Annotated in this window: 19 protein-coding genes; 14 read left to right on the forward strand and 5 right to left on the reverse strand. The window is 72.4% G+C overall.

Annotated elements, in window-relative coordinates; all coding sequences use genetic code 11:
* Positions 1–181 precede the first annotated feature (181 nt).
* Positions 182–1,837, forward strand: a complete 1,656-nt coding sequence (locus ABT296_RS10525; protein ID WP_351925421.1) for a DAK2 domain-containing protein — start codon at positions 182–184, stop codon at positions 1,835–1,837.
* A 95-nt stretch (positions 1,838–1,932) separates the two neighbouring features.
* On the opposite strand, the gene ABT296_RS10530 is transcribed toward ABT296_RS10525, so the two are convergent.
* Both ABT296_RS10530 and ABT296_RS10535 read right to left on the reverse strand, forming a co-directional pair.
* The gene (locus ABT296_RS10530; protein WP_351925423.1) at positions 1,933–4,893 is read right to left on the reverse strand and encodes a tetratricopeptide repeat protein; all 2,961 of its coding nucleotides are present in this window, start codon (positions 4,891–4,893) and stop codon (positions 1,933–1,935) included.
* Positions 4,890–6,719 (reverse strand): HSP90 family protein, encoded by a 1,830-nt coding sequence (locus ABT296_RS10535; RefSeq protein WP_351925425.1) that lies wholly within the window; start codon positions 6,717–6,719, stop codon positions 4,890–4,892. The genes ABT296_RS10530 and ABT296_RS10535 overlap by 4 nt, the downstream gene beginning before the upstream one ends.
* A 189-nt stretch (positions 6,720–6,908) precedes the next feature.
* Between ABT296_RS10535 and recG the strand changes: the two genes are divergently transcribed.
* The 8 genes from recG to mutM all read left to right on the forward strand — a co-directional run bounded on the left by recG (position 6,909) and on the right by mutM (position 14,243).
* Positions 6,909–9,134: an ATP-dependent DNA helicase RecG gene (recG, locus tag ABT296_RS10540; RefSeq protein WP_351925427.1), complete on the forward strand. Its 2,226-nt coding sequence runs from the start codon at positions 6,909–6,911 to the stop codon at positions 9,132–9,134.
* Positions 9,135–9,241: 107 nt separating this feature from the next.
* A complete protein-coding gene (gene rsmD / locus ABT296_RS10545; protein ID WP_351925429.1) occupies positions 9,242–9,829 on the forward strand; it encodes a 16S rRNA (guanine(966)-N(2))-methyltransferase RsmD in 588 nt (195 codons plus the stop codon).
* Positions 9,830–9,855: 26 nt separating this feature from the next.
* Positions 9,856–10,335 carry a pantetheine-phosphate adenylyltransferase gene (gene coaD / locus ABT296_RS10550; RefSeq protein WP_351925653.1) on the forward strand — a complete coding sequence of 160 codons (480 nt, stop codon included), beginning with the start codon at positions 9,856–9,858 and terminating at the stop codon, positions 10,333–10,335.
* A 58-nt stretch (positions 10,336–10,393) separates the two neighbouring features.
* On the forward strand, positions 10,394–11,482 hold the full coding sequence (locus ABT296_RS10555; protein ID WP_351925431.1) for a cell division initiation protein: 1,089 nt from the start codon (positions 10,394–10,396) through the stop codon (positions 11,480–11,482).
* Between the two features lie 149 nt (positions 11,483–11,631).
* Entirely contained in the window at positions 11,632–12,282 is a 651-nt protein-coding gene (locus ABT296_RS10560) for a YceD family protein (protein WP_351925433.1), read from the forward strand.
* A 2-nt stretch (positions 12,283–12,284) separates the two neighbouring features.
* Positions 12,285–12,458 (forward strand): 50S ribosomal protein L32, encoded by a 174-nt coding sequence (gene rpmF / locus ABT296_RS10565; RefSeq protein ID WP_007493396.1) that lies wholly within the window; start codon positions 12,285–12,287, stop codon positions 12,456–12,458.
* 7 nt (positions 12,459–12,465) lie between these two features.
* Complete coding sequence (rnc, locus tag ABT296_RS10570; RefSeq protein WP_453168933.1) at positions 12,466–13,272, forward strand: ribonuclease III; 807 nt, start codon at positions 12,466–12,468, stop codon at positions 13,270–13,272.
* Positions 13,273–13,358: 86 nt separating this feature from the next.
* Positions 13,359–14,243 carry a bifunctional DNA-formamidopyrimidine glycosylase/DNA-(apurinic or apyrimidinic site) lyase gene (mutM, locus tag ABT296_RS10575; RefSeq protein ID WP_351925436.1) on the forward strand — a complete coding sequence of 295 codons (885 nt, stop codon included), beginning with the start codon at positions 13,359–13,361 and terminating at the stop codon, positions 14,241–14,243.
* On the opposite strand, the gene ABT296_RS10580 is transcribed toward mutM, so the two are convergent.
* The gene (locus tag ABT296_RS10580) at positions 14,216–14,617 is read right to left on the reverse strand and encodes a winged helix-turn-helix transcriptional regulator (RefSeq protein WP_351925438.1); all 402 of its coding nucleotides are present in this window, start codon (positions 14,615–14,617) and stop codon (positions 14,216–14,218) included. The genes mutM and ABT296_RS10580 overlap by 28 nt on opposite strands.
* A gap of 91 nt (positions 14,618–14,708) precedes the next feature.
* Positions 14,709–15,839, reverse strand: coding sequence for a CAP domain-containing protein (locus ABT296_RS10585; RefSeq protein WP_351925440.1), 1,131 nt, complete (start codon positions 15,837–15,839; stop codon positions 14,709–14,711).
* Positions 15,840–15,999: 160 nt separating this feature from the next.
* Here ABT296_RS10585 and ABT296_RS10590 point away from each other — a divergent pair, with 160 nt between their 5' ends.
* The 4 genes from ABT296_RS10590 (at position 16,000) to ABT296_RS10605 (ending at position 22,402) form a co-directional block, all read left to right on the forward strand.
* Positions 16,000–16,281 (forward strand): acylphosphatase, encoded by a 282-nt coding sequence (locus ABT296_RS10590; protein WP_351925442.1) that lies wholly within the window; start codon positions 16,000–16,002, stop codon positions 16,279–16,281.
* A 378-nt stretch (positions 16,282–16,659) separates the two neighbouring features.
* Positions 16,660–16,863 carry a hypothetical protein gene (locus tag ABT296_RS10595; protein ID WP_009327638.1) on the forward strand — a complete coding sequence of 68 codons (204 nt, stop codon included), beginning with the start codon at positions 16,660–16,662 and terminating at the stop codon, positions 16,861–16,863.
* 233 nt (positions 16,864–17,096) lie between these two features.
* A complete protein-coding gene (locus ABT296_RS10600) occupies positions 17,097–20,759 on the forward strand; it encodes an SMC hinge domain-related protein (protein ID WP_351925444.1) in 3,663 nt (1,220 codons plus the stop codon).
* Between the two features lie 227 nt (positions 20,760–20,986).
* A complete protein-coding gene (locus ABT296_RS10605) occupies positions 20,987–22,402 on the forward strand; it encodes a sugar porter family MFS transporter (protein ID WP_351925446.1) in 1,416 nt (471 codons plus the stop codon).
* Between the two features lie 93 nt (positions 22,403–22,495).
* On the opposite strand, the gene ABT296_RS10610 is transcribed toward ABT296_RS10605, so the two are convergent.
* On the reverse strand, positions 22,496–23,464 hold the full coding sequence (locus tag ABT296_RS10610) for an LLM class flavin-dependent oxidoreductase (RefSeq protein WP_351925657.1): 969 nt from the start codon (positions 23,462–23,464) through the stop codon (positions 22,496–22,498).
* Positions 23,465–23,635: 171 nt separating this feature from the next.
* On the opposite strand from ABT296_RS10610, the gene ftsY reads away from it, so the two are divergent.
* A complete protein-coding gene (ftsY, locus tag ABT296_RS10615; RefSeq protein WP_351925448.1) occupies positions 23,636–24,847 on the forward strand; it encodes a signal recognition particle-docking protein FtsY in 1,212 nt (403 codons plus the stop codon).
* Positions 24,848–24,882: the final 35 nt, after the last annotated feature.

Below are 24,882 nucleotides of genomic sequence, written 5' to 3' on the forward strand. Positions count from 1 at the left end.
GATTGGCTTTGCCAGGGGGAATGGCCCGATGTGGATCGGGCAACCGGAGCAGCATACAACGACTGCGCCAGTGGAACGAAACTACCATGGCTGCTCAGGGGCCCGCTCCCGGCCCTCTTCCGGCGGGCCCGGCCCCTGGGTCTACGCTGCGTGCCACGGCCGGCAGCTCAAGGAGGCGCAGGTGGCGCAGGTGCCGCAGACATTCCTCGATGCTCTCGCGGTACGCACCTGGTGCGGCCTCGCGCTCGACGCACTGGGGCGGGCACGCGCGGAGATCGACGCGATCAACGTCTACCCCGTGGCCGACGGTGACACCGGCACCAACCTGTATCTGACCGTGGAATCGGCCGCCGCGGCCGTCGACGCCGTCTTCGTCGGGCACGCCGCCGGCTCCGCGGGCGCGACGCCCTCCCTGGCCGACACCGTCCGCGCCATGGCGCACGGCGCGCTCATAGGGGCCCGCGGCAACTCCGGGACCATCCTGGCCCAACTGCTGCGCGGCATGACCCAGGTGCTGGCCGCCGAGAGTGACACACCTCACGCCGGCCCGGACGGGCTCCGGCTCGCCCTGCGGCACGCCGCCGACTCCGCCCGCCAGGCCGTCGCCCACCCCGTCGAGGGCACCGTCCTCACCGTCGCCTCGGCCGCAGCCGACGCCGCCGGGAGCGCCGAGGGCGACTGCGGGACCGTCGCCCGGGCCGCCTACGAAGGAGCGCGCGCCGCCCTCGCCGCCACCCCGCACCAGCTCGCCGTGCTGGAACGCGCCGGGGTGGTGGACGCCGGCGGGCAGGGGCTGGTCACGGTGCTGGCCGCGCTGGTGCAGACGCTCACCGGCGAGAAGCCGGCGGCCCCCGCGGGCCACGCGCGCGTGCCCGTCGACAGCGCCGGCGAGTGCGACGTCCCGGAGACCGGCGGGCCCGCCTTCGAGGTGATCTATCTGCTGGAGGCCGACGACACCGCCGTCACCCGGCTGCGCGAGCGCCTCGACGCCCTCGGCGACTCCCTCGTCGTGGTCGGCGGCGACGGCCTGTGGAACGTCCATGTGCACGTCGACGACGCCGGTGCCGCCGTGGAGGCGGGCGTGGAGGCGGGACGGCCGTACCGGATCAGGATCACCCACTTCGCCGACGGCGACGTGCACACCACCGGGGCGGAGCGGCCGCCCCGGGAGCGGATCCAGCGCGCCGTCGTGGCCGTCGTCCCCGGCGCCGGACTGGCCGGCCTCTACACCGAGGCCGGCGCCACCACCGTCCTCGCCCGCCCCGGGGAGCCGCCCGCCAGCGGCGAGCTCGTCCAGGCCGTACGGCGCGCCCACGCGCGCGAGGTCGTCCTGCTGCCCAACGACGCCGACCTCCGGCACACCGCGGCAGCCGCCGCCGAGCAGGCCCGCACCGAGGGCATCCGGGTGGCGCTGATCCCCACCCGGTCCGCGGTCCAGGGGATAGCCGCCCTCGCCGTGCACGAACCCGAGCGCCGCTTCGACGAGGACGTCGTCGCGATGACCTCGGCGGCCGGCGCGACCCGCTACGCCGAGGTCGCCGTCGCCGAACGCCAGTCCTGGACCATGGCCGGCATCTGTCAGGCCGACGACGTCCTCGGACTCATCGACGGGGACGTCGCCGTCATCGGCGAGGACGTCACCGCCACCGCCGAGACCGTCCTGGACCGCATGCTCGCGGCCGGCGGCGAACTGGTCACCCTCGTCCTCGGCGACGAGGCGCCCGACGGCATCGCCGAGCACCTCGAAGCCCGCGTACGGGAGTCCTACCTCGCCGTCGACACGGTCGTGTACCGGGGCGGCAGGCAAGGGGCCCTGCTGCTCATCGGCGTCGAGTAGGGGCCCTGCCTCCCGGCGGGCTCGGTCCTCTTCGCCGTCCTGTGCGCAGGCCGCCGGCAGGGCACGCGGGTGTGCCGCTGCCTCGGGCGGCGGGGTCAGTCCTCTTCGACCGTCTCCAGCAGTTGGCTCGCCTCCGCGCGTCGTTCGTCGGCCGGTCCGTCCTCCTCGCCGTCCTCTTCGCCTTCCTGTGCGTAGGCCGCCAGGACGGCGCGCGCGTGTGCCGCCGCCTCGGCCGGCCGGCCCAGGTCAGCGGCGAGCCAGCCGGCGGCCAGCTCGGCGCCGGTCCGGGCGTACCGGGCGTCGTCCCCGAGCTGCCCGAACACCGTGACCGCCTCCACCATCTGCGACAGTGCGTCTCTGAGGGCCGAGCTGATCGACTCGTCCTCGTCGTCCTCCGCCGCCGAGCGGGCCAGCAGATCACCGAACTGGCGGTGCGTATGGCCCAGCTCGCCCGTCAGCCGGTCCCGGGCCTCCTCGTCGAGCGCCGCCCGCCGGGCCGCCGCGCACTCCCCGACCGCCTCCGTCATCAGCGCCCGCGCCCGGTCCGAGCCGCCCTCGGCGCGCAGCGCGAGCCACGCGCGGGCGCGCAGGGAGCGCACCAGACCCTGGACGTTGCCCAGCGCCGCCCACAGCTCGCCCGCGCGCGCGTAGGCCCGGTCCGCCTCCTCGTGCAGACCGGCGTGGCCGAGGGACTCGGCGGCGAGGTGGGCGAGGGTGGCGTGGTCGTGCTGCTCGGGCCAGTGCCGGGCGATCTCGGCCGCCTGGAGGCGCCGCTCGGCGGCCTCCCGGTGCTCACCGAGTTCGCTCAGACAGTCACCGAGCCACCACTGGGTCTGCACGACAGCGCCGTCGCCGTGGGTCTGGGGCGTCAGGTCCGGCAGTGCCGACTCCAGCACCTCGGCGGCCTCCGCCCAGCGCCCCTGACGCAGCAGGAACCCGCCGAGCTGATGCCGCGCCCAGGCGCCGAGCGTGGGGCCCTCGCCCGCCTCGTCCGCCCAGTGCGACGCCTCCAGCGCCTGCTCGGCCGCCTCCTCCGACAGACCCCGCCCGCCCAGCACCTCGGCGAGCTGGAGGTGCAGCTGGGCCCGGCCCGGCGGCTCCAGATACGGCCCGCCGTGCTCCAGGGCCGCCCGCAGAGCCCGCTCCGCCTCCGCGATGTCGCCGAGATGGTGGGCGAGCCCGGCCAGCCGTGCCTCGTACTCGACCGCGAACCACGGCAGGCCCGCCCCGACGAACTCCGCGGCGGCCCGCGCGAACAGCCCGGCCGCCCGCTCCAGGTCCCCCGACAGCGCCGCCAGCTCGGCGAGCATCGCCCGCGCCTCCGCGGCCCGCGCGACCAGCCGCACCTCGTCCCCGGTGCGCCCCTCCACCAGCGCGACGACCTCACGCGCGGCGGCCTCGGCGGCCTGAAGCGCCGCCGCGCCGGCCGGGCCGTCGGCCTCGTGGACCTGCCGCATCAGCACCCGCGCGCGTCCCATCAGCACCGACGCCGTCTGCCGCAGACCCGTGCCGTCCTCGGCGTACAGCGCCAGCACCTCGTCGTACGGCCCGGCGACCGCGGCGAGCGCCTCCTCCGTACGGCCGGACAGCGCGCGCACGTACGCCGCACGCGTGCGGGCCGCCAGCGACTCACCCGGGTCGCCCGCCTCCGCGTACAGCTCGGCGGCCTCCTCGAACAGCTCGACGCCCTCGGGGCCCCGCTCCATGGCCAGATGGTCGGTGATCTCCGCCCGGTCGCGGGCCTCCAGCTCCACGCCCTCCGCGGCACGCGCCACCGCGGCCCACGCCTCGACGGCGTTCGGCCGCAGGGTGTCCGACAGCCGCCTGGCCTCGGCCAGCAGGGTCGGCAGATCCGCTTCCACGGGCCCATCCTGCGCCGGAACCTCCGGCACCGGAACAGCCGCGGGCACCGCCGCCGGACGCGCCGCGCGCACCCCGAGCGGCAGCCGCTCCACCAGCGGCCGCTGCGCCATGCGCGCCCGGGCCGTGTCACTGATGTGGGAGGTGCCGTTGCGCCGGTCGAACAGCGCCGCCAGTTCCAGCGCCTCGGCCCGCGCGTGCGCGGCCAGGTCCCGGGCCGTCCAGGTGCGCCCCGCCAGCCCCGGCACCGTCTGCCCGCCGAGCCCCAGCCCGGTCAGCCGCTCCATGAGCAGCGCCACCACCGACAGGAACTCCAGCCGGCTGCGCGGATGCCCGGTGTCGGTGAAGTACGCGGGACGCTCCGCGAGCAGCTCCAGACCGCGCGCCTCGTTGCCGGTCAGCGCGCAGAACTCGACGTGGTCCGCGTACGCGCCGCGCATGCTCTCCATGGGCCGCACCAGCCGGAAGCCCCGCAGATGGTGGGCGCGCGCCTCGTCGGTCCGGCCCAGCCGCAGCAGCGGTATCAGGGAGGAGGCGAGCGCCGTGTGCGGTTCGTGCGCGCAGGAGAACTCGCCGCCCAGGACCGGCCCCCACAGCTCCAGCGCCTCCTCGTCCCGCCCCCGCTCCGCCTGCCACCAGCCCTGCCCGTGCAGCTCGCAGGCGTGGCAGTCGGCCATGGAGTCGCGGTCCGCGGCCAGCCACGCGGCGTACGCCCGCTCGGCCCTCGCCAGGTCCCCGATGTGCGAGGCCACACTGAACTCACTGCTGCGCACGGCCCGTTCGGAGTGGCCGGCGAGCCGGTAGCGGTGCTCCATCTCGCCGAGCCACTTCTCTATGGAGGCCAGCGGGACGTGCGGCTGGTCGAGCATCCCGGACGTCATCCACTTGAACACCCAGTGCAGGGAGTGCGCCTCGTACGCGTCGAAGTCCTCCGGCCGTTCGTCCCACATGCGCAGCAGCCGCGCGAACGGGACGAACATCTTGTCCTTCTCGGAGCTGTAGTTGTAGACCGTCAGCTGGTGCCCGAGCGCCTCGACCACGGCCAGCGGGATGTTCAGCCGCTCCGCCTCGGCGAGCAGCCGCTCCGCGCGGGCGTTGCGGGCCGGGCCCTCCGGCTGCTCCGCGTTCTGAGCCATCGCCCGGCGCAGCGCGTCGAAGTCCGCCGTCCCGTCCGTTCCCTCGGCTCCCGACGTCATCGGCCCTCCTCCCCGTTCGTGGCCCACTCCAGCAGGCCGATGAAGGCCCGGTTCAGCAGCGCCGAGTCCGCGGGCCTGAGCGGACGCTGCGCCATCAGCAGGGCCTGGCCGTACAGCGACTCGGTCGCGGTGCCGATCAGTTCCGGATCGCCCAGTGAACTGATCCTTCTGATCAGCGGGTTGAGGTGGTTGAGCACCAGGCGCGCGCGGGGCGCGCCGCCGCGCAGCGAACCCAGGATGCCCGCCCACAGGTCGTCCGCGCCCTGCTCGGCCTCGGCCCGCGCCTGCTCGTGCCGGGCCGCCCGGTCGTCCAGGTGCAGCGCGGGCACCGACAGCGGATGGAAGGCCCGCAGGACCACGTCGCAGCCCAGCGGGTCCAGCCGGGACCGCGCGGCCGCCAGGAACCCGGCCAGCGCCAGCTCCTCGGCGGGGTCGACCGCGTCCAGATGGGCGGTCACGGTGTCCGCGTCCAGCTCGGCGACCACGGTTCCCGGGCGCACCGAGGGCAGCGCCTCGACCAGTTCGCTGTCGTAGGTGTAACCGCCGTTGATCACCCCGACGCCCTGCGCGGAGGCGATCGGCGCGACCTGCCGGTACTCCTCGACGGTCCGGGTGAAGTGCACCACCGGGTGCCGCTGCGCGAACTCCTCCAGCGACAGCCGCCCGTCGGTGGTCTCGAACGGCAGCCACGGCAGCATCGTGCGCAGCATCTCCCGGTCGTGCCGGGCCAGGGACTTCACCCCCAGGTGGTGCACGGAGAGGAACGCCGCGAGCCGCTCCGGGTCGCCGGCCGCGAGCCCGGTCAGCCAGGACCGGATCCGCTCCCCGAGCGCCTCCCGCACGGCCGCCAGCGTCTCGTCCTCGTACAGCGACTCGCGCGAGGCCGTGGGCCGCAGACTGTCGGTGTCCAGGACGCAGCGCACGAAGAACGCCCAGTCGGGCAGCAGCTGTTCGGCCCGCTCGGTGAGCAGCATGCCCTTGAGGTGCACCCGGTGACCGGCCCGCTGGGCGGGGCTGACCGCAGACGGCAGCACGTACGCCACCCCGCGGATCCCCGCCAGGGGCACGTTCAGCTCGATCGAGTCCAGCGGCGTGAACCCGAACAGGTCGTGACAGTGCCGGGCCAGCGCCACCCGCCGGTTGGCGGGGGAGGGGTAGGAACGGTCCCAGGGCGCGGGCAGATCGGTGACCTCCTCCTCGTCCACCCGCACGTCGTACGGCAGCAGCGCGCCGAAGTCCCGCGCCAGGGCGAGCACCCGCTCCCGGGCCAGCCACTCGCCGGCGCCGGCCCGGGCCACCAGGTGCACGGTGGTGCCCGGTTCGGGGTGCTCGGCGGCGGGCAGCGTCCGCACGGTGTACGAACCGTCGTCCGACGCCGTCCACTCCACCGGCGGCGCGTCCGGGGTGCGGGCGCTGCGGCTGACCACGCGGATCCGCTCGGCGACCACGAAACAGGCCAGCAGCCCGATGCCGAACTGGCCGAGGAAGTCGGAGCGGGCCGCCTGGACCCCGTCCGCGCGCTTGGAACTGCGGCCGATCGTCGCCAGCAGACTGTGTACGTCGGACTCGGTCAGTCCGATGCCCGTGTCCTCCACCCGCAGCCCGCCGCCCGGGTCGGCGTACAGCCGCACCCGCGCCGGGGCGTCGGGCTGCTCGGCCCGCCGGGCGGTGATGGCGTCCACGGCGTTCTGCAGCAGTTCGCGCAGGTAGACCCGGGGACTGGAGTAGAGGTGATGGGAGAGCAGGTCCACCAGACCGCGCAGGTCGACCTGGAACGTGTGAGGTGACTGGGATGCCTGGGATGACTGAGAGGTCTGGGAGTCCATCGTCGCTGCACCGGTGGGGGGACGGGGTCGGCGCGGGGTCGGGCGGTCCGTGTGAGGCGGAGACCGCGAGGGATGGCCGTGAGACGCGTCATCCTAGGGCCCTGGCGAACCGTCTGACCAGGGGTTTCCTAGGACTTGTACGGCTCTTGGGCGGGGATCTGCCCGCCGTTGTCAGTGCGGTGGTGTGCAATGGATCTCGTGCCCGCACTGCAAGAACCACTCCGGCAGCCACTGAAGTCGGTGCTCGGCCCCGCCACCGCGAAGGTGATGGCCGAGCATCTCGGCCTGCACACCGTAGGCGACCTCCTGCACCACTACCCGCGCCGCTACGAGGAGCGCGGGCAGCTCACCCACCTCGCCGACCTCCCCATGGACGAGCACGTCACGGTGGTCGCCCAGGTCGCCGACGCCCGGCTGCACACCTTCGCCTCGGCCAAGGCCCCGCGCGGCAAGGGCCAGCGGCTGGAGGTGACCATCACCGACGGCAGCGGCCGACTGCAACTGGTCTTCTTCGGCAACGGCGTTCACAAGCCCCACAAGGAACTGCTGCCCGGCACCCGCGCGATGTTCGCGGGCAAGGTCTCCCTCTTCAACCGCCGCCTCCAACTCGCCCACCCGGCCTACGAACTCCTGCGCGGCGACGGTGACGCCGAGGGGTCGGAGCCGGTGGAGACCTGGGCCGGCGCCCTCATCCCGCTCTACCCCGCCACCGCCAAACTGGAGTCCTGGAAGATCGGCAAGGCCCTCCAGACGGTGCTGCCGGCCGCCCAGGACGCCGTGGACCCCCTCCCCGACGGCCTCCGCGAGGGCCGCGGCCTGCTCCCGCTCCCCGAAGCCCTCCTGAAGATCCACCGCCCGCACACCAAGGCGGACATCGCCGACGCCCGCGCCCGGCTGAAGTGGGACGAGGCCTTCGTCCTCCAGGTCGCCCTGGCCCGCCGCCGCCACGCCGACGCCCTGCTTCCCGCGGTGGCCCGCAGACCCCTGCCCGACGGCCTCCTGACCGCCTTCGACGACCGCCTCCCCTTCACCCTGACCGAGGGCCAGCAGCGGGTCTCCGGCGAGATCTTCACCGACCTGGCCACGGAACACCCGATGCACCGCCTGCTCCAGGGCGAGGTGGGATCGGGCAAGACCCTGGTCGCCCTGCGCGCCATGCTCGCCGTCGTCGACGCCGGCGGACAGGCCGCCATGCTCGCGCCCACCGAGGTCCTCGCCCAGCAGCACCACCGCTCGGTCGTGGAGATGATGGGCGAGCTGGCCGAGGGCGGCATGCTCGGCGGCTCCGAGCACGCCACCAAGGTGGTGGTGCTCACCGGTTCCATGGGCGCCGCGGCCCGCCGGCAGGCGATGCTCGACCTGGTCACCGGCGAGGCCGGGATCGTCATCGGCACCCACGCGCTGATCGAGGACAAGGTCCAGTTCCACGACCTCGGCCTCGTCGTCGTCGACGAACAGCACCGCTTCGGCGTCGAGCAGCGCGACGCCCTGCGCGGCAAGGGCAAACAGCCGCCCCACCTGCTCGTCATGACGGCCACCCCCATCCCGCGCACGGTCGCGATGACCGTCTTCGGCGACCTGGAGACCTCCGTCCTGGACCAGCTCCCGGCCGGCCGCTCCCCGATCGCCAGCCATGTCGTCCCGGCCGCCGACAAGCCCCACTTCCTCGCCCGCGCCTGGGAGCGGGTGCGCGAGGAGGTGGAGAACGGCCACCAGGCGTACGTGGTCTGCCCCCGCATCGGGGACGAGGAGGACGACCCGAAGAAGTCCCGCAGGTCGGCCGAGGACGAGGCGGAGAAACGCCCGCCGCTGGCCGTCCTCGACGTCGCCGACCAGCTCGCCAAGGGCCCGCTCGGCGGCCTGAAGGTCGAGGTCCTGCACGGCAGGATGCACCCCGAGGACAAGGACGCGGTCATGCGCCGCTTCTCCGCCGGGGAGACCGACGTCCTGGTCGCCACCACCGTCATCGAGGTCGGCGTCAACGTCCCCAACGCCACCGCCATGGTGATCATGGACGCCGACCGCTTCGGCGTCTCCCAGCTGCACCAGCTGCGCGGGCGGGTGGGCCGTGGCTCGGCCCCCGGCCTCTGCCTCCTGGTCAGCGAGATGCCCGAGGCGAGCCCGGCCCGCCAGCGGCTGAACTCCGTGGCCTCCACCCTCGACGGCTTCGAGCTCTCCCGCATCGACCTCGAACAGCGCCGCGAGGGCGACGTCCTCGGCCAGGCCCAGTCCGGCGCCCGCACCAGCCTGAGAATGCTGGCGGTCATCGAGGACGAGGAGATCATCGCGGAAGCAAGGCAGGAGGCCACGGCAGTGGTGGCAACGGACCCCGAGCTGGAGAGCCTCCCCGGCCTGCGCACGGCCCTGGACGCCCTCCTGGACGAGGAAAGGGAGCAGTACCTGGAAAAGGGCTGAGGGAGGGACTCCCCGGGGCGCGGGGCCGTAATCCAGATGCGGCTACCCCCGCGCGGGCGCGACCAGCCACACTGATACCCAAAGCCGCCCACGAAGAAGGACCCAAGATGACCCGCGTGATCGCCGGCACAGCCGGCGGCCGACGCCTGTCCGTGCCGCCAGGCACCGGCACTCGCCCCACCTCCGACCGCGCACGCGAGGGTCTCCTCTCCACCTGGCAGTCCCTCCTCGGCGGAGCCCTGGACGGCGAACGCGTCCTGGACCTCTACGCCGGATCGGGCGCCGTCGGCCTGGAGGCCCTCTCCCGCGGCGCGAGCCACGCCCTCCTGGTCGAGGCGGACGCCAGGGCCGCCCGAGTGGTCCGGGAGAACGTCAGGAACCTCGGCCTGCCCGGCGCCGAGGTGCGGGCCGGCAAAGCAGAGCAGATCATCAGGACACCGGCACCCGAAGACCCGTACGACATCGTCTTCCTCGACCCCCCGTACGCCGTCACCGACGACGATCTTCGCGAGATTCTCCTCACACTCCGTACCGAGGGCTGGCTCGCCGAGGACGCCCTCGTCACCGTGGAGCGCAGCACCAGAGGCGGCGAATTCGGGTGGCCGGACGGTTTCGAAGCGATCCGGGCCCGTCGCTACGGCGAGGGAACGTTTTGGTACGGTCGCGCCGCCTCAACGTGCGAAGACGCACGATGACCGGACCGGAGAGCGAGGGACCTCAAGTGCGCCGTGCCGTCTGTCCCGGGTCGTTCGACCCGATCACCAACGGACACCTCGACATCATCGCCCGTGCCTCCAGGCTGTACGACGAGGTCTTCGTCGCGGTGATGATCAATCAGTCCAAGAAGGGCCTGTTCGAGGTCGAGGAGCGCCTCGACCTGATCCGCCGGGTCACCGCCGAGTACGGCAACGTGAAGGTCGAGGCCTTCCACGGACTCCTCGTCGACTTCTGCAAGCAGCGCGACATCCCCGCCATCGTCAAGGGCCTGCGCGCGGTCAGCGACTTCGACTACGAACTGCAGATGGCCCAGATGAACAACGGCCTCTCGGGCGTGGAGACCCTCTTCGTCCCCACCAACCCGACCTACAGCTTCCTGTCCTCCTCGCTCGTCAAGGAGGTCGCGACCTGGGGCGGGGACGTCTCGCACCTGGTGCCCCCGGCCGTACTGGAAGCCCTGAACGAGCGTCTGCACAAGGACTGATGGGGCTACAGTCGTCCCGTCCGTCTCCAACACAGCTGTAGAGAGTGGCGAGCACACGATGGACGTGCAGAAGAAGCTCGACGAGATCGTGTCGGCGGTCTCCGGCGCCCGGTCGATGCCCATGTCGGCCTCGTGCGTGGTCAACCGCGCCGAGCTGCTCTCGCTGCTCGACGAGGTCCGCCAGGCGCTGCCCGGCTCCCTCGCGCAGGCGCAGGAGCTGATCGGCGACCGCGAACACATGGTCGAGCAGGCCCGTCAGGAGGCCGAGCGGATCATCCAGGGCGCTCACGCCGAGCGCGGCTCGCTGATCTCGGACACGGAGGTCGCCCGCCGCTCCCGGGCGGAGGCCGACCGCATCCTCTCCGAGGCGCAGAAGGAGGCCGAGGACGTCCGCGCCGAGGCCGACGACTACGTCGACTCCAAGCTCGCCAACTTCGAGGTCGTCCTCACCAAGACCCTCGGCTCGGTGGGCCGCGGTCGCGAGAAGCTCCTCGGCACCGGTCCCGGCCTCGACGAGCAGGGCTACGAGGACGAGGACGCCCCCGAGCGCTCCCACGACCCGGAGACCCTGCGCCGCAGCGCCGACGAATACGTCGACGTCAAGCTCGGCGCCTTCGAGGCGGTCCTGGCCAAGACCCTGGAGGCGGTCGGCCGCGGCCGCCAGAAGCTGCACGGCCGGATCGCCTCCGACGACCTCGGCTCCCTCGCCGACGACCTCGGCACCGTCCAGCACTCCAGCGACGCCGACTACCTCGCCGACCTCGCCGCCCTCGCCGAGCAGGACTCCCCGCAGCGGCAGCAGCCCGAGCCGCCGGCCTACTCCCCGCCCCAGCAGCCGGCGTACGACCCCGGCTACGGCGGCTACCAGCAGCCCGCCTACGCCCAGCAGGACGCCTACGGCTACCAGCAGGCCGACCCCTACGCCGCCGCCTACGCCCCGGCGGAAGACACCACCTACGCCCCGGCGGAAGACGCCGCCTACCAGGGCTACGACGCCCAGCAGGCCGCGTACGACCCGCACCAGGCGCACCAGCAGGCGCAGCAGCCCCAGCAGGGGTACGCCCTCGACGAGACCAGCCTCTTCGACACCAGCATGATCAGCGCGGACCAGCTGCGCGCCTACGAGCAGGGCCGCGGCCAGGGCTGAGCCCGCCGGCCGGTGACCGCGGGCACCGGATTGGGCTGACAGCGAAAGGTCCAGTATCCTGGCTCTTCGGTCGCTTGCACGTCCGCGATCAGCGCTGCCCGGGGACACCGAGGGCAGCGTCCCCCTGAGCTTGGAAGATCGAAACAGGAATGGCACTGAACGCCCGCCTCGACCACCGCAACCCTCTCGTGTTCGACACGCACGAGCTGGGCCGGCGGCCCGGCGCGCTCCAGCGCCTGACCCGGACGATCGACGCCCCCAAGGACCTCGGTCTGAAGGACGTCATCGGAGTGCCGGAAGGCACCCCGGTGGAGCTCGAACTCCGGCTCGAGTCGGTCATGGAAGGTGTGCTTGTCACAGGCACCGCCCGTGCGCAGGCCGAGGGGGAGTGCGTAAGGTGTCTGGAGCCGCTTCGGCAGGAGCTCGAAGCGGACTTCCAGGAGATGTTCTCGTACCCTGACGCCGACCAGCGGGGCCGTGTCACAGCGGATCCCGAGGACGACGCCGAGGAGGACGAGGACAGGCTCCATCTCGAGGACGGCCTGTTCGACCTCGAACCCGTGCTGCGTGACGCGGTGGTGCTCGCACTGCCGATGCAGCCGGTGTGCCAGGAAGACTGCCCTGGTCTGTGCGCCGAGTGCGGCGCGCGCCTCGCGGACGACCCGGACCACCACCATGACGCCGTCGACATCCGTTGGGCGGCACTGCAGGGACTCGCCGGTTCACTCGGAGACGGCGAGAAGGACGAGATGAGCGGCGCCGAAGCGGAAGCGGGCGTCGACGAGAAGCAGGAGAAGTAGCCGTGGCTGTTCCGAAGCGGAAGATGTCGCGCAGCAACACGCGCCACCGCCGGTCGCAGTGGAAGGCTGCGGTCCCCACCCTGGTTGCGTGCGAGCGCTGCCACGAGCCCAAGCTGCAGCACATCGCGTGCCCGTCTTGCGGCACCTACAACAAGCGCCAGGTCCTCGAGGTCTGAGCGGCTGGTGAGAGGCACTGTGTCCACGCCGAAGAAGAACTCTGCGGAGACCACGGCCTCGTCCCACACGCTGTTGGAAGGGCGGCTCGGGTACAAGCTCGAGTCCGCCCTTCTGGTGCGTGCGCTGACCCATCGGTCGTACGCGTACGAGAACGGCGGTCTGCCGACGAACGAGCGGCTGGAGTTCCTCGGGGACTCCGTGCTCGGCCTCGTCGTCACCGACACGCTGTACCGGACCCACCCCGACCTGCCCGAAGGCCAACTGGCCAAGTTGCGGGCCGCGGTGGTCAACTCTCGTGCGCTGGCGGAAGTCGGGCGCGGTCTCGACCTGGGCTCCTTCATCCGGCTCGGCCGGGGTGAAGAGGGCACGGGCGGACGGGACAAGGCATCCATCCTCGCCGACACCCTTGAAGCGGTGATCGGCGCGGTCTATCTCGACCAGGGACTGGACTCCGCGGCGGAGCTGGTCCACCGCCTGTTCGACCCCCTGATCGAGAAGTCATCGAACCTCGGAGCCGGCCTGGACTGGAAGACCAGTCTCCAGGAGCTCACCGCGACCGAGGGGCTCGGGGTCCCCGAGTACCTGGTCACGGAGACCGGCCCCGACCACGAGAAGACCTTCACTGCTGCCGCCCGCGTCGGAGGCGTCTCGTACGGCACCGGCACCGGCCGCAGCAAGAAGGAGGCGGAGCAGCAGGCCGCCGAGTCCGCCTGGCGGTCCATCCGGGCCGCCGCGGACGAGCGCGCCGCGAAGGCTGCCGCGGAGGCGGACACCGCCGCCGCGGACGCCGACGAGGCCTCCGCCTCCGCCTGACCCAACCAGCGAGCTCCGCACGCCCGCCCCCGTACCCATGGGGCGGGCGTTCGGTTCCTGCACCGGCCTGTACGGGGGATCGATCCATGCCCGAGTTGCCCGAGGTCGAGGTCGTCCGGCGCGGACTCGAGCGCTGGGTCGCCCACCGCACCGTCGCCGAGGTCGAGGTCCTGCATCCGCGCGCGGTGCGCCGGCACCTCGCCGGAGCCGACGACTTCACGCACCGGCTGAAGGGGCACCGCCTCGGCGTGCCGAGCCGCCGCGGCAAGTACCTGTGGCTGCCGCTCGAGGACACCGGCCAGTCCGTCCTCGCCCACCTCGGGATGAGCGGCCAGCTCCTGGTCCAGCCGCACGAGGCGCCCTCCGAGAAGCACCTGCGCATCCGGGTCCGGTTCGCCGACACGCTGACATCAGCCGCTGCCGAGGCGGGCGGCACCGAACTCCGCTTCGTCGACCAACGCACCTTCGGCGGACTGTCGTTGCACGACAACACCCCCGACGGACTGCCCGACGTCATCGCGCACATCGCCCGCGACCCGCTCGACCCGCTCTTCGACGACGAGGCGTTCCACCAGTCGCTGCGCCGCAAGCGCACCACCGTCAAACGGGCCCTGCTGGACCAGTCGTTGATCAGCGGCGTCGGCAACATCTACGCGGACGAGGCCCTTTGGCGCTCGCGCCTGCACTACGACCGCGCGACGGCGACCCTCACCCGCCCCCGCACCGCCGAACTCCTCGGCCATGTACGGGACGTGATGAACGCGGCCCTCGCCGTCGGCGGCACCAGCTTCGACAGCCTGTACGTCAACGTCAACGGGGAATCGGGCTACTTCGACCGCTCCCTGGACGCGTACGGCCGCGAGGGCCTGCCGTGCAGGCGGTGCGGTACGACGATGCGCCGGCGCCCCTGGATGAACCGGTCGAGCTACTTCTGCCCGAAGTGTCAGCGGGTGCCGCGGGCCGTGTCGTAACGGTCGCGCGCCTGAAGGACACCGTCCATCCGCCCCTCCACGAAGTGGATGAGATCGAGCAGCCGCTCGGCGACCCCGCGTCCCAGCGGGGTCAGCTCGTAGTCCACCCGCGGCGGATTGGTCGGCTGGGCCTCACGGTCGACCAGACCGTCGCGCTCCAGCGCGTGCAGGGTCTGGGACAGCATCTTCTCGCTCACCCCGTCGACCCGCCGACGCAGCTCGTTGAAGCGCAGCGGCCCCTCGTGCAGCGCGCCGAGGGTCAGCGCCCCCCAGCGGCCCGTGACGTGCTCCAGCGTGGACCGCGAGGGACACACCTTGGCGAACACGTTGTACGGCGGCGCCGGTTCCGCCGCGGGCTCCCGCGCAATGTCCATACCGAAAGCGTATGCGAGCACAGCGCTGACCAGAAGGTTGCGCTAACCGACGGTTAGCGCAACCGGCGCCGACGCCGGCGCCGGGCCGCGGTCAGTAGCCGAAGTTCTGCGTCCACCAAGGGCCGCCGGTGCCGAGCTTGACGCCCACGCCCAGGGTCTTGAAGTCGCAGTTCAGGATGTTGGCGCGGTGGCCGGGGCTGTTCATCCAGGCGTCCATCACCGCGGCCGCGTCGGCCTGGCCGCGGGCGATGTTCTCGCCGCCGAGGTTGGTGATGCCGGCCTTGGCGGCCCGGTCCCAGGGGCTCAGGCCGTCGGGGTCGGTGTGGTCGAAGAAGTCGCGGTCGGCCATGTCCTGGCTGAAGGCGGCGGCCAGCTCGGCGAGCGCGCTGTTGGCGGCGACGGCGTCGCAGCCGGCCTTCGCCCGCTCCTCGTTGACGAGCTTGAGCACCTGGGCCGCGGCGGCGGCCTCCTCGGAGAGGGTCACCGGAGCGCTCGGAGCCTCGGGCGCCTTGGGCTCGGCCTTCGGCGGCGTGGTGGCCTTCGGCTTCTTGCTCGGGGTGGCCTTCGGCTCCTTCGTCGGCTGCTCGGTCGGCTCGGCCGAGGCGGTCGGCTCCGTGGCCGAGGGCTTCGGCGAGGCGGACCGCTCCTGGTCCCGGCTGGCCGGCGGGGCCTCCTCGGTGCGGCTCTCGGCGCTGCCGGAGGTGCCGCCCTGCTCGCTCGGCGAGCTGGTCGGGGAGCCGGCGGACTGCACCTTGTCGCTGCTGCCGCCGCCGAGGGTGTAGTTGTCGCCGCCGGGCAGCACGCCCGTGGCGACCGCGACGGTGCCGATGGCGACGGCCGCGGAGACCCCGAGCAGCCCGGTGCGGACCGGGGTGGCGGCCTTCTTCTTCTTGCGGCGCGATCCGCCGCGCGCGGAAGCGTCCCTGGGGGCGAAACCGTCGCTCGCGAAGACCGCGGTCTCCGTCACCCGGGCGAAGTCCTCGGCGTAGCCGTCGTCGCGGCCCTCGCCGGGCGCGAAGAGGTACGCCTCGGTCGTCGCATAGGCGCCGGCGTAGTCGTCCTGGTGGAGGTAGGAGGCGATGCCCACCGTCTCGCCGGACCAGGCGTCCGCGTACGAGTCCTTCGGGTCGCGGTCCCAGCCTGCGGAACCGTCGGTCTGGCTGACCCCCGTGGCGCGGCCCGTGGCGGCGCGGCCGGCGGCGGAGCGTCGGTGGCGTCCCATGTCCTGGCCTTCCTCGTCCGTTCGGGCGACGCGTCCTGTGCGATCAACCCAACTCACCTGATCGAGTGAGTTTCATATGAGATTCATTGGGTGGGGACGGTACCGCATGACGCTGGGTGAGGAAGTGCCCAGTGGGACATTGGGCGGTTAGGTTTCAGTCATGAGCGAGGATGTGCGACTGGTCGCCTGGGTACGGGGACGCGTCCAAGGTGTGGGTTTCCGCTGGTTCACGCGTGCCAAGGCGCTGGAGATCGGCGGCCTGAGTGGCTTTGCTCTCAATTTGGGCGACGGACGCGTCCAGGTGGTCGCCGAGGGGCCGCGCACGGGCTGCGAGGGGCTCCTCGACTGGCTCCAGGGAGCCGACACGCCCGGCCGCGTCGACGGAGTCACCGAGATCTGGGACACACCTCGCGGCGGATACGACGGCTTCGCCATCCGGTGATCCGAGGGGGTCGGCCCGCCCCCGCCCCGCGGAGGATTCTGCCCATGGCAACTGCCCCGGAGGAAAAGGGGCAGGTCGTTGCCGAGAAACGCTTGCGCGGGCAAGCTCCGCACGCAAGGATGATCGCCACGCCCTCAGGGCCCCGCAGGAGTCGCAGCGCCGCCGCTCAGGCCGCGCGCCCCCGGGACGCCCGCCAATACGGGGCGTGATCGTGTTGACCGTCAAACTTTTTGGTGAGACGCTGAAAGCCCCGCGCACCTTAGCTGTTTGGCATGTAAGAACGGCAGCAAGAACTCAAGAGTGCCAAGCACCGTGGGTGCGAATCCCTCACGACCCACACCGCTTCGGTCGGTCACTCATTGTGGAGGACCATCCATCATGGCAAAGGCGCTTCTCGGTTACGTCGGCGGCTCCGACCCTCGACTCCTCGCCGAGATGCGACGGCTCCAGCAGCGCGTACAGGACCTGGAATCCGAGCTCGTACGGATCCAGGCGGAGAACGACGCGCTGACGGCTGCCGCTTCTCACGACAGTCTCATGGAGAGCATCGACGCACACCAGGCGGAGCCTGCGCTCACCTGATCGCTGCACTGCTCCACGACAGCACACGCAACGGTTGGGCAGCCTGTATCAACCGCTGAGTTGTCAGAAGTTGCAAGGGACGCTTCGGCGTCCCTTCTTTCTTTCCCGCCCCCTTCACCAGAGCCCGCGTCGCCCCCTCCCAGACTCTTTAACGTCTGGTGTGCCCTGCACGTTCATGGGTGAAACCGCGGGTTCATGGAGTGAGACAACGCCGGAAGGTAGAGTCCGGCGGCGTGCACCTCAAGGCCCTGACCCTCCGCGGCTTCAAGTCGTTCGCCTCCGCGACCACACTCCGGTTCGAACCGGGCATCACATGTGTCGTCGGACCGAACGGCTCGGGCAAGTCCAATGTCGTGGACGCGCTGAGCTGGGTGATGGGGGAGCAGGGCGCCAAGTCGCTGCGCGGCGGCAAGATGGAGGACGTCATCTTCGCGGGCACCACCGGCCGCCCGCCGCTGGGCCGCGCCGAGGTGTCGCTGACCATCGACAACTCCGACGGGGCGCTGCCCATCGAGTACGCCGAGGTCACCATCACGCGGATCATGTTCCGCAACGGCGGCAGCGAGTACCAGATCAACGGGGACACCTGCCGGCTCCTCGACATCCAGGAACTGCTCTCCGACTCCGGCATCGGCCGCGAGATGCACGTCATCGTCGGGCAGGGCCAGCTCGACTCGGTCCTGCACGCCGACCCCATGGGCCGCCGCGCCTTCATCGAGGAGGCCGCCGGCGTCCTCAAGCACCGCAAGCGCAAGGAGAAGGCCCTGCGCAAGCTCGACGCGATGCAGGCCAACCTCGCGCGCGTGCAGGACCTCACCGACGAACTGCGCAGACAGCTCAAGCCCCTCGGCCGCCAGGCGGCCGTCGCCCGCCGCGCCGCGGTCATCCAGGCCGACCTCCGCGACGCCCGCCTGCGCCTGCTCGCCGACGATCTCGTACGGCTGCGGCAGGCGCTGCAGACCGAGGTCGCCGACGAGGCCGCGCTGAAGGCGCGCAAGGAAGCCGCCGAACTGGAGCTGAAGAAGGCGCTCCAGCGCGAGTCCCTCCTGGAGGAGGAGGTGCGCCGGCTCGCCCCCCGCCTCCAGCGCGCCCAGCAGACCTGGTACGAGTTGTCGCAGCTCGCCGAGCGGGTCCGCGGCACCGTCTCCCTCGCCGACGCGCGCGTGAAGAGCGCCACCTCCGCCCCGCCCGAGGAGCGGCGCGGCCGTGACCCCGAGGACATGGAGCGCGAGGCGGCCCGCATCCGGGAGCAGGAGGCGGAGCTGGAGGCGGCCCTGGAGGCGGCCGAGCGCGCCCTCGACGACACCGCCGCCCACCGCGCCGACCTGGAACGCGAACTCGCCCACGAGGAACGGCGTCTGAAGGACGCGGCCCGTGCCATCGCCGACCGGCGTGAGGGACTGGCCCGGCTCAACGGACAGGTGGGCGCCGCCCGTTCCCGCGCCGCCTCCGCCCAGGCCGAGATCGACCGGCTCGCCTCCGCCCGGGACGAGGCGCAGGAGCGGGCCGCCGCCGCCCAGGAGGAGTACGAGGCGCTCAAGGCGGAGGTCGACGGCCTCGACGCCGGTGACGCGGAGCTGGCCGAGCGGCACGACGCGGCGAAGGCGGCCCTGGCCGAGGCGGAGAGCGCGGTCACGGCGACCCGGGAGGCGGTCACCGCGGCCGAGCGCAGACGCGCCGCGACCCAGGCCCGCCACGAGGCCCTCGCCCTGGGCCTGCGCCGCAAGGACGGCACGGGCGCGCTGCTGGGCGCCAAGGACCGGCTCACCGGGCTGCTGGGGCCGGCCGCGGAACTGCTCACCGTCACCCCGGGCCAGGAGGTCGCCCTCGCGGCTGCCTTCGGCGCTGCGGCGGACGCGCTCGCGGTCACCTCGCCGGCCGCCGCGGCCGACGCGATCCGCCTGCTGCGCAAGCAGGACGCCGGCCGAGCCTCCCTCCTGCTGGCCGGAGCCCCGGCGGACAGCGAACCGGACGGCCACGACGCCCCCGGGGCCGCCGGACCCCACAGCCACGCCGCCGACCCCGACACCCACACCGCCCCCGTCGGCTCCCCGACCGTCCACCCGGGCGGCCCCGGTGAACTCGCCGACGTCACCCGCCCCTACGCCGCCGACCTCGTCCGCGGCCCCGCCGAGCTGATGCCCGCCGTGCGGCGCCTGCTGCGCGGCATCGTCGTGGTGCCCACGCTGGAGGACGCCGAGGACCTGGTCCACCTCCACCCCCACCTCACCGCGGTCACCGCCGAGGGCGACCTCCTCGGCGCCCACTTCGCCCACGGCGGCTCCGCCGGCACCCCGAGCCTGATCGAGGTGCAGGCCTCCGTCGACGAGGCCGCCGCCGAACTGGAGGAGCTGGCCGTGCGCTGCGAGGCGCTCGGCGAGGCGCAGCACGCCGCGGCCGGGCGGCGCACCGAATGCGCCGCGCTGGTCGAGGAGCTCGGCGAGCGGCGCCGGGCCGCCGACCGGGAGAAGTCGGCCGTGGCCCAGCAGCTCGGCCGGCTCGCCGGGCAGGCGCGGGGCGCCGCCGGGGAGGCCGAGCGCGGTGTCGCCGCGGCGGCCCGGGCGCAGGAGGCGCTGGACCGGGCCCTGGAGGAGGCCGAGGTGCTTGCCGAGCGGCTCGCCGTCGCCGAGGAGATGCCGGTCGAGGAGGAGCCCGACACCTCCGTACGGGACCGGCTCGCCGCCGACGGCGCCAACGCGCGGCAGACCGAGATGGAGGCCCGTCTCCAGGTCCGTACGCACGAGGAGCGGGTCAAGGGGCTCGCCGGACGGGCGGACTCGCTCGACCGGGCCGCCCGCGCCGAACGCGACGCACGCGCGCGGGCCGAGCAGCGGCGGGCGCGGCTGAGGCACGAGGCCGCCGTCGCCGAGGCCGTCGCCCTCGGCACGCGTCAGCTGCTGGCGCATGTGGAGGTGTCCCTGGGCCGGGCCGACGAGGAGCGGTCCGCCGCCGACGCCGCCAAGGCCCTGCGGGAGCAGGAGCTGGCCGCCGCCCGGAACACCGGCCGCGACCTGAAGGCCGAGCTCGACAAGCTGACCGACTCCGTGCACCGCGGTGAGGTGCTCGGCGCCGAGAAGCGGATGCGGATCGAGCAGCTGGAGACCAAGGCGCTGGAGGAGCTCGGCGTGGAGCCCGCCGGGCTCGTCGAGGAGTACGGCCCCCACCAGCCCGTACCGCCCTCGCTGCCGGCCGAGGGCGAGGAGCTGCCGGAGGATCCCGGGCATCCGCGCAACCGGCCGAGGCCCTTCGCGCGGGCGGAGCAGGAGAAGCGGCTGAAGGCGGCCGAGCGGGCGTACCAGCAGCTCGGCAAGGTCAACCCGCTCGCGCTGGAGGAGTTCGCCGCGCTGGAGGAGCGTCACAAGTTCCTCAGCGAGCAGCTGGAGGACCTGAAGAAGACCCGGGCCGATCTGCTCCAGGTCGTCAAGGAGGTCGACGAGCGGGTCGAGCAGGTCTTCACCGAGGCCTACCGGGACACCGCCCGCGAGTTCGAGGGCGTCTTCGGCCGGCTGTTCCCGGGCGGCGAGGGGCGGCTGGTGCTCACCGACCCCGACAACATGCTCACCACCGGGGTGGACGTCGAGGCGCGTCCGCCGGGCAAGAAGGTCAAGCGGCTGTCGCTGCTGTCGGGCGGGGAGCGCTCGCTGACGGCGGTCGCGATGCTGGTGTCGATCTTCAAGGCGCGGCCGAGCCCGTTCTACGTCATGGACGAGGTCGAGGCGGCCCTCGACGACACCAACCTCCAGCGGCTGATCCGCATCATGCAGGAGCTCCAGGAAGCCTCCCAGCTGATCGTGATCACCCATCAGAAGCGGACCATGGAGGTCGCCGACGCGCTGTACGGCGTCTCCATGCAGGGTGACGGCGTGTCGAAGGTCATCTCCCAGCGCCTGCGCTGACCCCCTGGGCACCGCCCTTCTTTACCAACTCTTCAACTCTTGAAGACAAGGTGACTTCCCCTGCCTCTTTTCTCACACCCGATCAAGTATTGACTTCGAAACTTGAAGGCATAAGGTCTGCAACGTTGCTTTTACCTTCAGGTGGTGGCGGGCGTGCCGTCCGATGCCACGGGAAGGGCTCACCCCCCACCCGGCGATGTTGCCGGGGGCCCGAGGAGTAGTACTTCGTGACCAGCACAGCGCAGGCACCCCAGTCAGGAGCGAAGGCGTCGCACCCCGAACACCTCGGGCACGTCGTCTTCATCACGGCCGCGGCCGCCATGGGCGGCTTCCTGTTCGGCTACGACAGCTCCGTCATCAACGGCGCCAACGGCGGCATCCAGGACAGGTTCGACCTCAGCTCGGGAGCCACCGGCACGGTCGCCGCCTGCGCCCTGCTCGGCAGCGCGGTCGGCGCCGCCGTCGCCGGCCGGATCGCGGACCGGATCGGCCGTATCCGGGTCATGCAGATCGCGGCGGTGCTGTTCGCCGTGTCCGCGGTCGGCTCGGGCCTGCCGTTCGCCGCGTGGGACCTGGCCGCCTGGCGGGTCCTGGGCGGCATAGCCATCGGCATGGCCTCGGTCATCGGCCCCGCCTACATCGCGGAGGTCGCCCCACCGGCCTACCGCGGCAGGCTCGCCTCCTTCCAGCAGGCCGCCATCGTCATCGGCATCGCCGTCTCCCAGCTCGTCAACTGGGCCATCCTCAACATGGCCGACGGCGAGGAGCGCGGGAAGATCGCCGGCATGGAGTCCTGGCAGTGGATGCTGGGCGTGATGGTCGTACCGGCCCTCGTCTACGGCCTGCTGTCCTTCGCCATCCCCGAGTCCCCGCGCTACCTGATCAGCGCCGGCCGCGTCGACGACGCCAAGAAGGTCCTCGCCGACGTCGAGGGCGACATCGACCTCGACGCCCGGGTCGCCGAGATCGACCGGGCCATGCGCAGCGACCACAAGTCGACGTTCCGGGACCTGCTGGGCGGGAGGTTCGGCCTGCTGCCGATCGTCTGGATCGGCATCGGACTCTCCGTCTTCCAGCAGCTCGTCGGCATCAACGTCATCTTCTACTACTCGAACCTGCTGTGGCAGTCCGTCGGCGTCGACCCGTCGAGCTCGTTCTTCTACTCGTTCGAGACCTCGATCATCAACATCATCGGCACCGTGATCGCGATGATCTTCGTCGACCGGCTCGGCCGCAAGCCGCTCGCGCTGATCGGCTCGGTCGGCATGGGCGTCTCCCTCGCGGTGGCCGCCTGGGCCTTCTCCTACCAGAACGGCAGCGACCCGCTCCCGACCGCGCAGGGCGCCGTGGCACTGGTCGCCGCCAACGCCTTCGTGCTCTTCTTCGCCCTGTCCTGGGGTGTCGTGGTCTGGGTCATGCTCGGCGAGGTCTTCCCGAACAAGATCCGCGCCGCCGCCCTCGGTGTGGCCGCCTCCGCCCAGTGGCTCGCCAACTGGGTCATCACCATCACGTTCCCGGACCTGTCGGAGTGGAACCTCTCGCTCACCTACGTCATGTACGCGGTGTTCGCCTTCCTCTCCATCCCCTTCATCCTCAAGTTCGTGCCCGAGACCAAGGGCAAGAAGCTGGAGGAGATGGGCTGATCCCCACCGGGAAGCCCCGAAACTCGGGGGGAAGGGCCAAGTCCCCGCTGCCCCTCTCCCCGTACTCGTAGGACCCGTACTGCCCCGGCTCGGTCAGGCGAGCCGGGGCAGTACGTCCTCGCACAGCAGCCGCAGACTGCGCCACCCCTCCTCCACCGGCATCCCCCCGCACAGCGGATGCAGCACCAGGCTCTCCGGCGGCCGGGCCACGCACTCCTCGGGCGTGACGACGCGGTAGACGCCCTCGGCGCGCAGTTCCGCCACCGTCGTGGCCGCCGACCGCACCGCCGACCGGATGTCGGAGGACTGCCACGAGGCGTACGTGCGCGCCTCGTGCAGGAAGTGCCCGCCGTACTGCGCCCACGCCCGGTCCGGATCCTCGGCGAGGTGCAGCAGCGGCGTCTCGACGGCCGGCATCATCGTCCAGCCCTCGGTTCCGTACTCGCCGAGCAGCTCCTTGTAGTACGCCTCCAGCTCAGGCAGATGGGCGCTCGGGAAGAGCGGCAGCCCCAGCCGGGCGGCCCGGCGGGCGGCGGCCCGGGAGGAGCCGCCGACCAGCAGCAGCGGGTGCGGCTCGGTGAACGGGCGCGGCGTGACCCGCACCGTGCGGCCCCGGTACGCGAACTCCTCGCCCGTCCACGCCTTCAGCAGCGTCTCCAGCAGCTCGTCCTGGAGCCGGCCGCGCCGCTTCCAGTCCACCCCGCACCGGTCGTACTCCTCGGGGCGGTACCCGATGCCGGCCACCGTGACCAGACGGCCGCCGCTGACCAGGTCCAGTACGGCGATGTCCTCGGCGAGGCGCAGCGGGTCGTGCAGCGGGCCGATGACCGCCGAGACCGTCACCGCGATCCGCCGGGTCGCGCCGAAGACCGCGCCGGCGAACGTGAACGGCGACGGCAGCCAGTTGTTCTCGGCGCCGTGGTGCTCCTCGGTCTGCACGGTCGTCACCCCGTGCTCGTCGGCGTACGCGGCCATCTCCAGGGCGGTGCGGTAGCGCGCGCCGAGCGACGCGGGGGTGGCGCCGGGCTCGACGAGGTTGAAACGGACGACCGTGACGGGCATGGCGGGTCCCTTCACCCGGGGGAGTGTGGAGGGCGACCGTAGCTGACGGTGCGTCAGATCACCAGGGCCGCGGGCCGGGGCGAGAGGACGCGGGCGTCCCGCGACCGGCGCGCCCCGCACGAAGCCGCAAACTGGGTCCGGCGATCGCCCATGACCGATACTGGACGCGTTATGGACATCGTCATCCTTGCTGTAGTCATCGCCGTGGTCGTGTTCGGCGTGCTCGGCGGGCTCGTCGTCGGCAGCCGGCGCAAGAAGCAGCTGCCCCCGCCGCCCCCCGCAGCGCCCGACATCACCGCCCCTCCGGCCGAGCCGCACGTCGGCGACGAGGCCGAGACTCCGCGCGACGAACCGCGCCGGACGATAGAGGAGGTGGACCTTCCCGACGGCTCGGCCCCGGCCGCCGTCGAGGAACCGCCCGTAGTCGAAGAGCTCCCGCCGGTCGAGATCGAGGTCCCGGAGCCCACCACGGGCCGCCTCGTCCGGCTCCGAGCCCGGCTCTCCCGCTCCCAGAACGCACTCGGCAAGGGCCTGCTCACGCTGCTCTCGCGCGAGCACCTGGACGACGACACCTGGGAGGAGATCGAGGACACCCTGCTCACCGCCGACGTCGGGGTGATGCCCACCCAGGAGCTGGTCGAGAGCCTGCGCGAGCGGGTGAAGGTGCTCGGCACCCGCACCCCCGCGGAACTGCGCGGCCTGCTGCGCGAGGAACTCCTCAAGCTGGTCGGCACCGACCTGGACCGCACCGTGCGGACCGAGCCGGAGGGCCGCAAGCCGGGCATCGTGATGGTCGTCGGCGTCAACGGCACCGGCAAGACCACCACCACGGGCAAGCTCGCCCGGGTCCTGGTCGCCGACGGCAACACCGTCGTCCTCGGCGCCGCGGACACCTTCCGTGCCGCCGCCGCCGACCAGCTCCAGACCTGGGGCGAGCGGGTCGGCGCCCACACCGTGCGCGGCCCGGAGGCCGGTGACCCCGCCTCCGTCGCCTTCGACGCGGTGAAGGAGGGCAAGGAGCTGGGCTCCGACGTCGTCCTGATCGACACCGCCGGCCGGCTGCACACCAAGACCGGCCTGATGGACGAGCTCGGCAAGGTCAAGCGGGTCGTGGAGAAGCACGCGCCGCTCGACGAGGTGCTGCTCGTCCTGGACGCCACGACCGGGCAGAACGGTCTGGTCCAGGCCCGGGTGTTCGCCGAGGTCGTCGACATCACCGGCATCGTGCTGACCAAGCTGGACGGTACGGCCAAGGGCGGCATCGTGATCGCCGTGCAGCGCGAGCTGGGCGTGCCGGTCAAGCTGGTCGGTCTGGGCGAGGGCCCGGACGACCTGGCGCCGTTCGAGCCGGAGGCGTTCGTGGACGCCCTGATCGGCGAGTAGAACCCGCCCGCGTTCGCGAGGAAGCGCCCGCGCCG

Source organism: Streptomyces sp. NPDC000983 (assembly GCF_040299205.1).
Classification (GTDB): Bacteria; Actinomycetota; Actinomycetes; order Streptomycetales; family Streptomycetaceae; genus Streptomyces.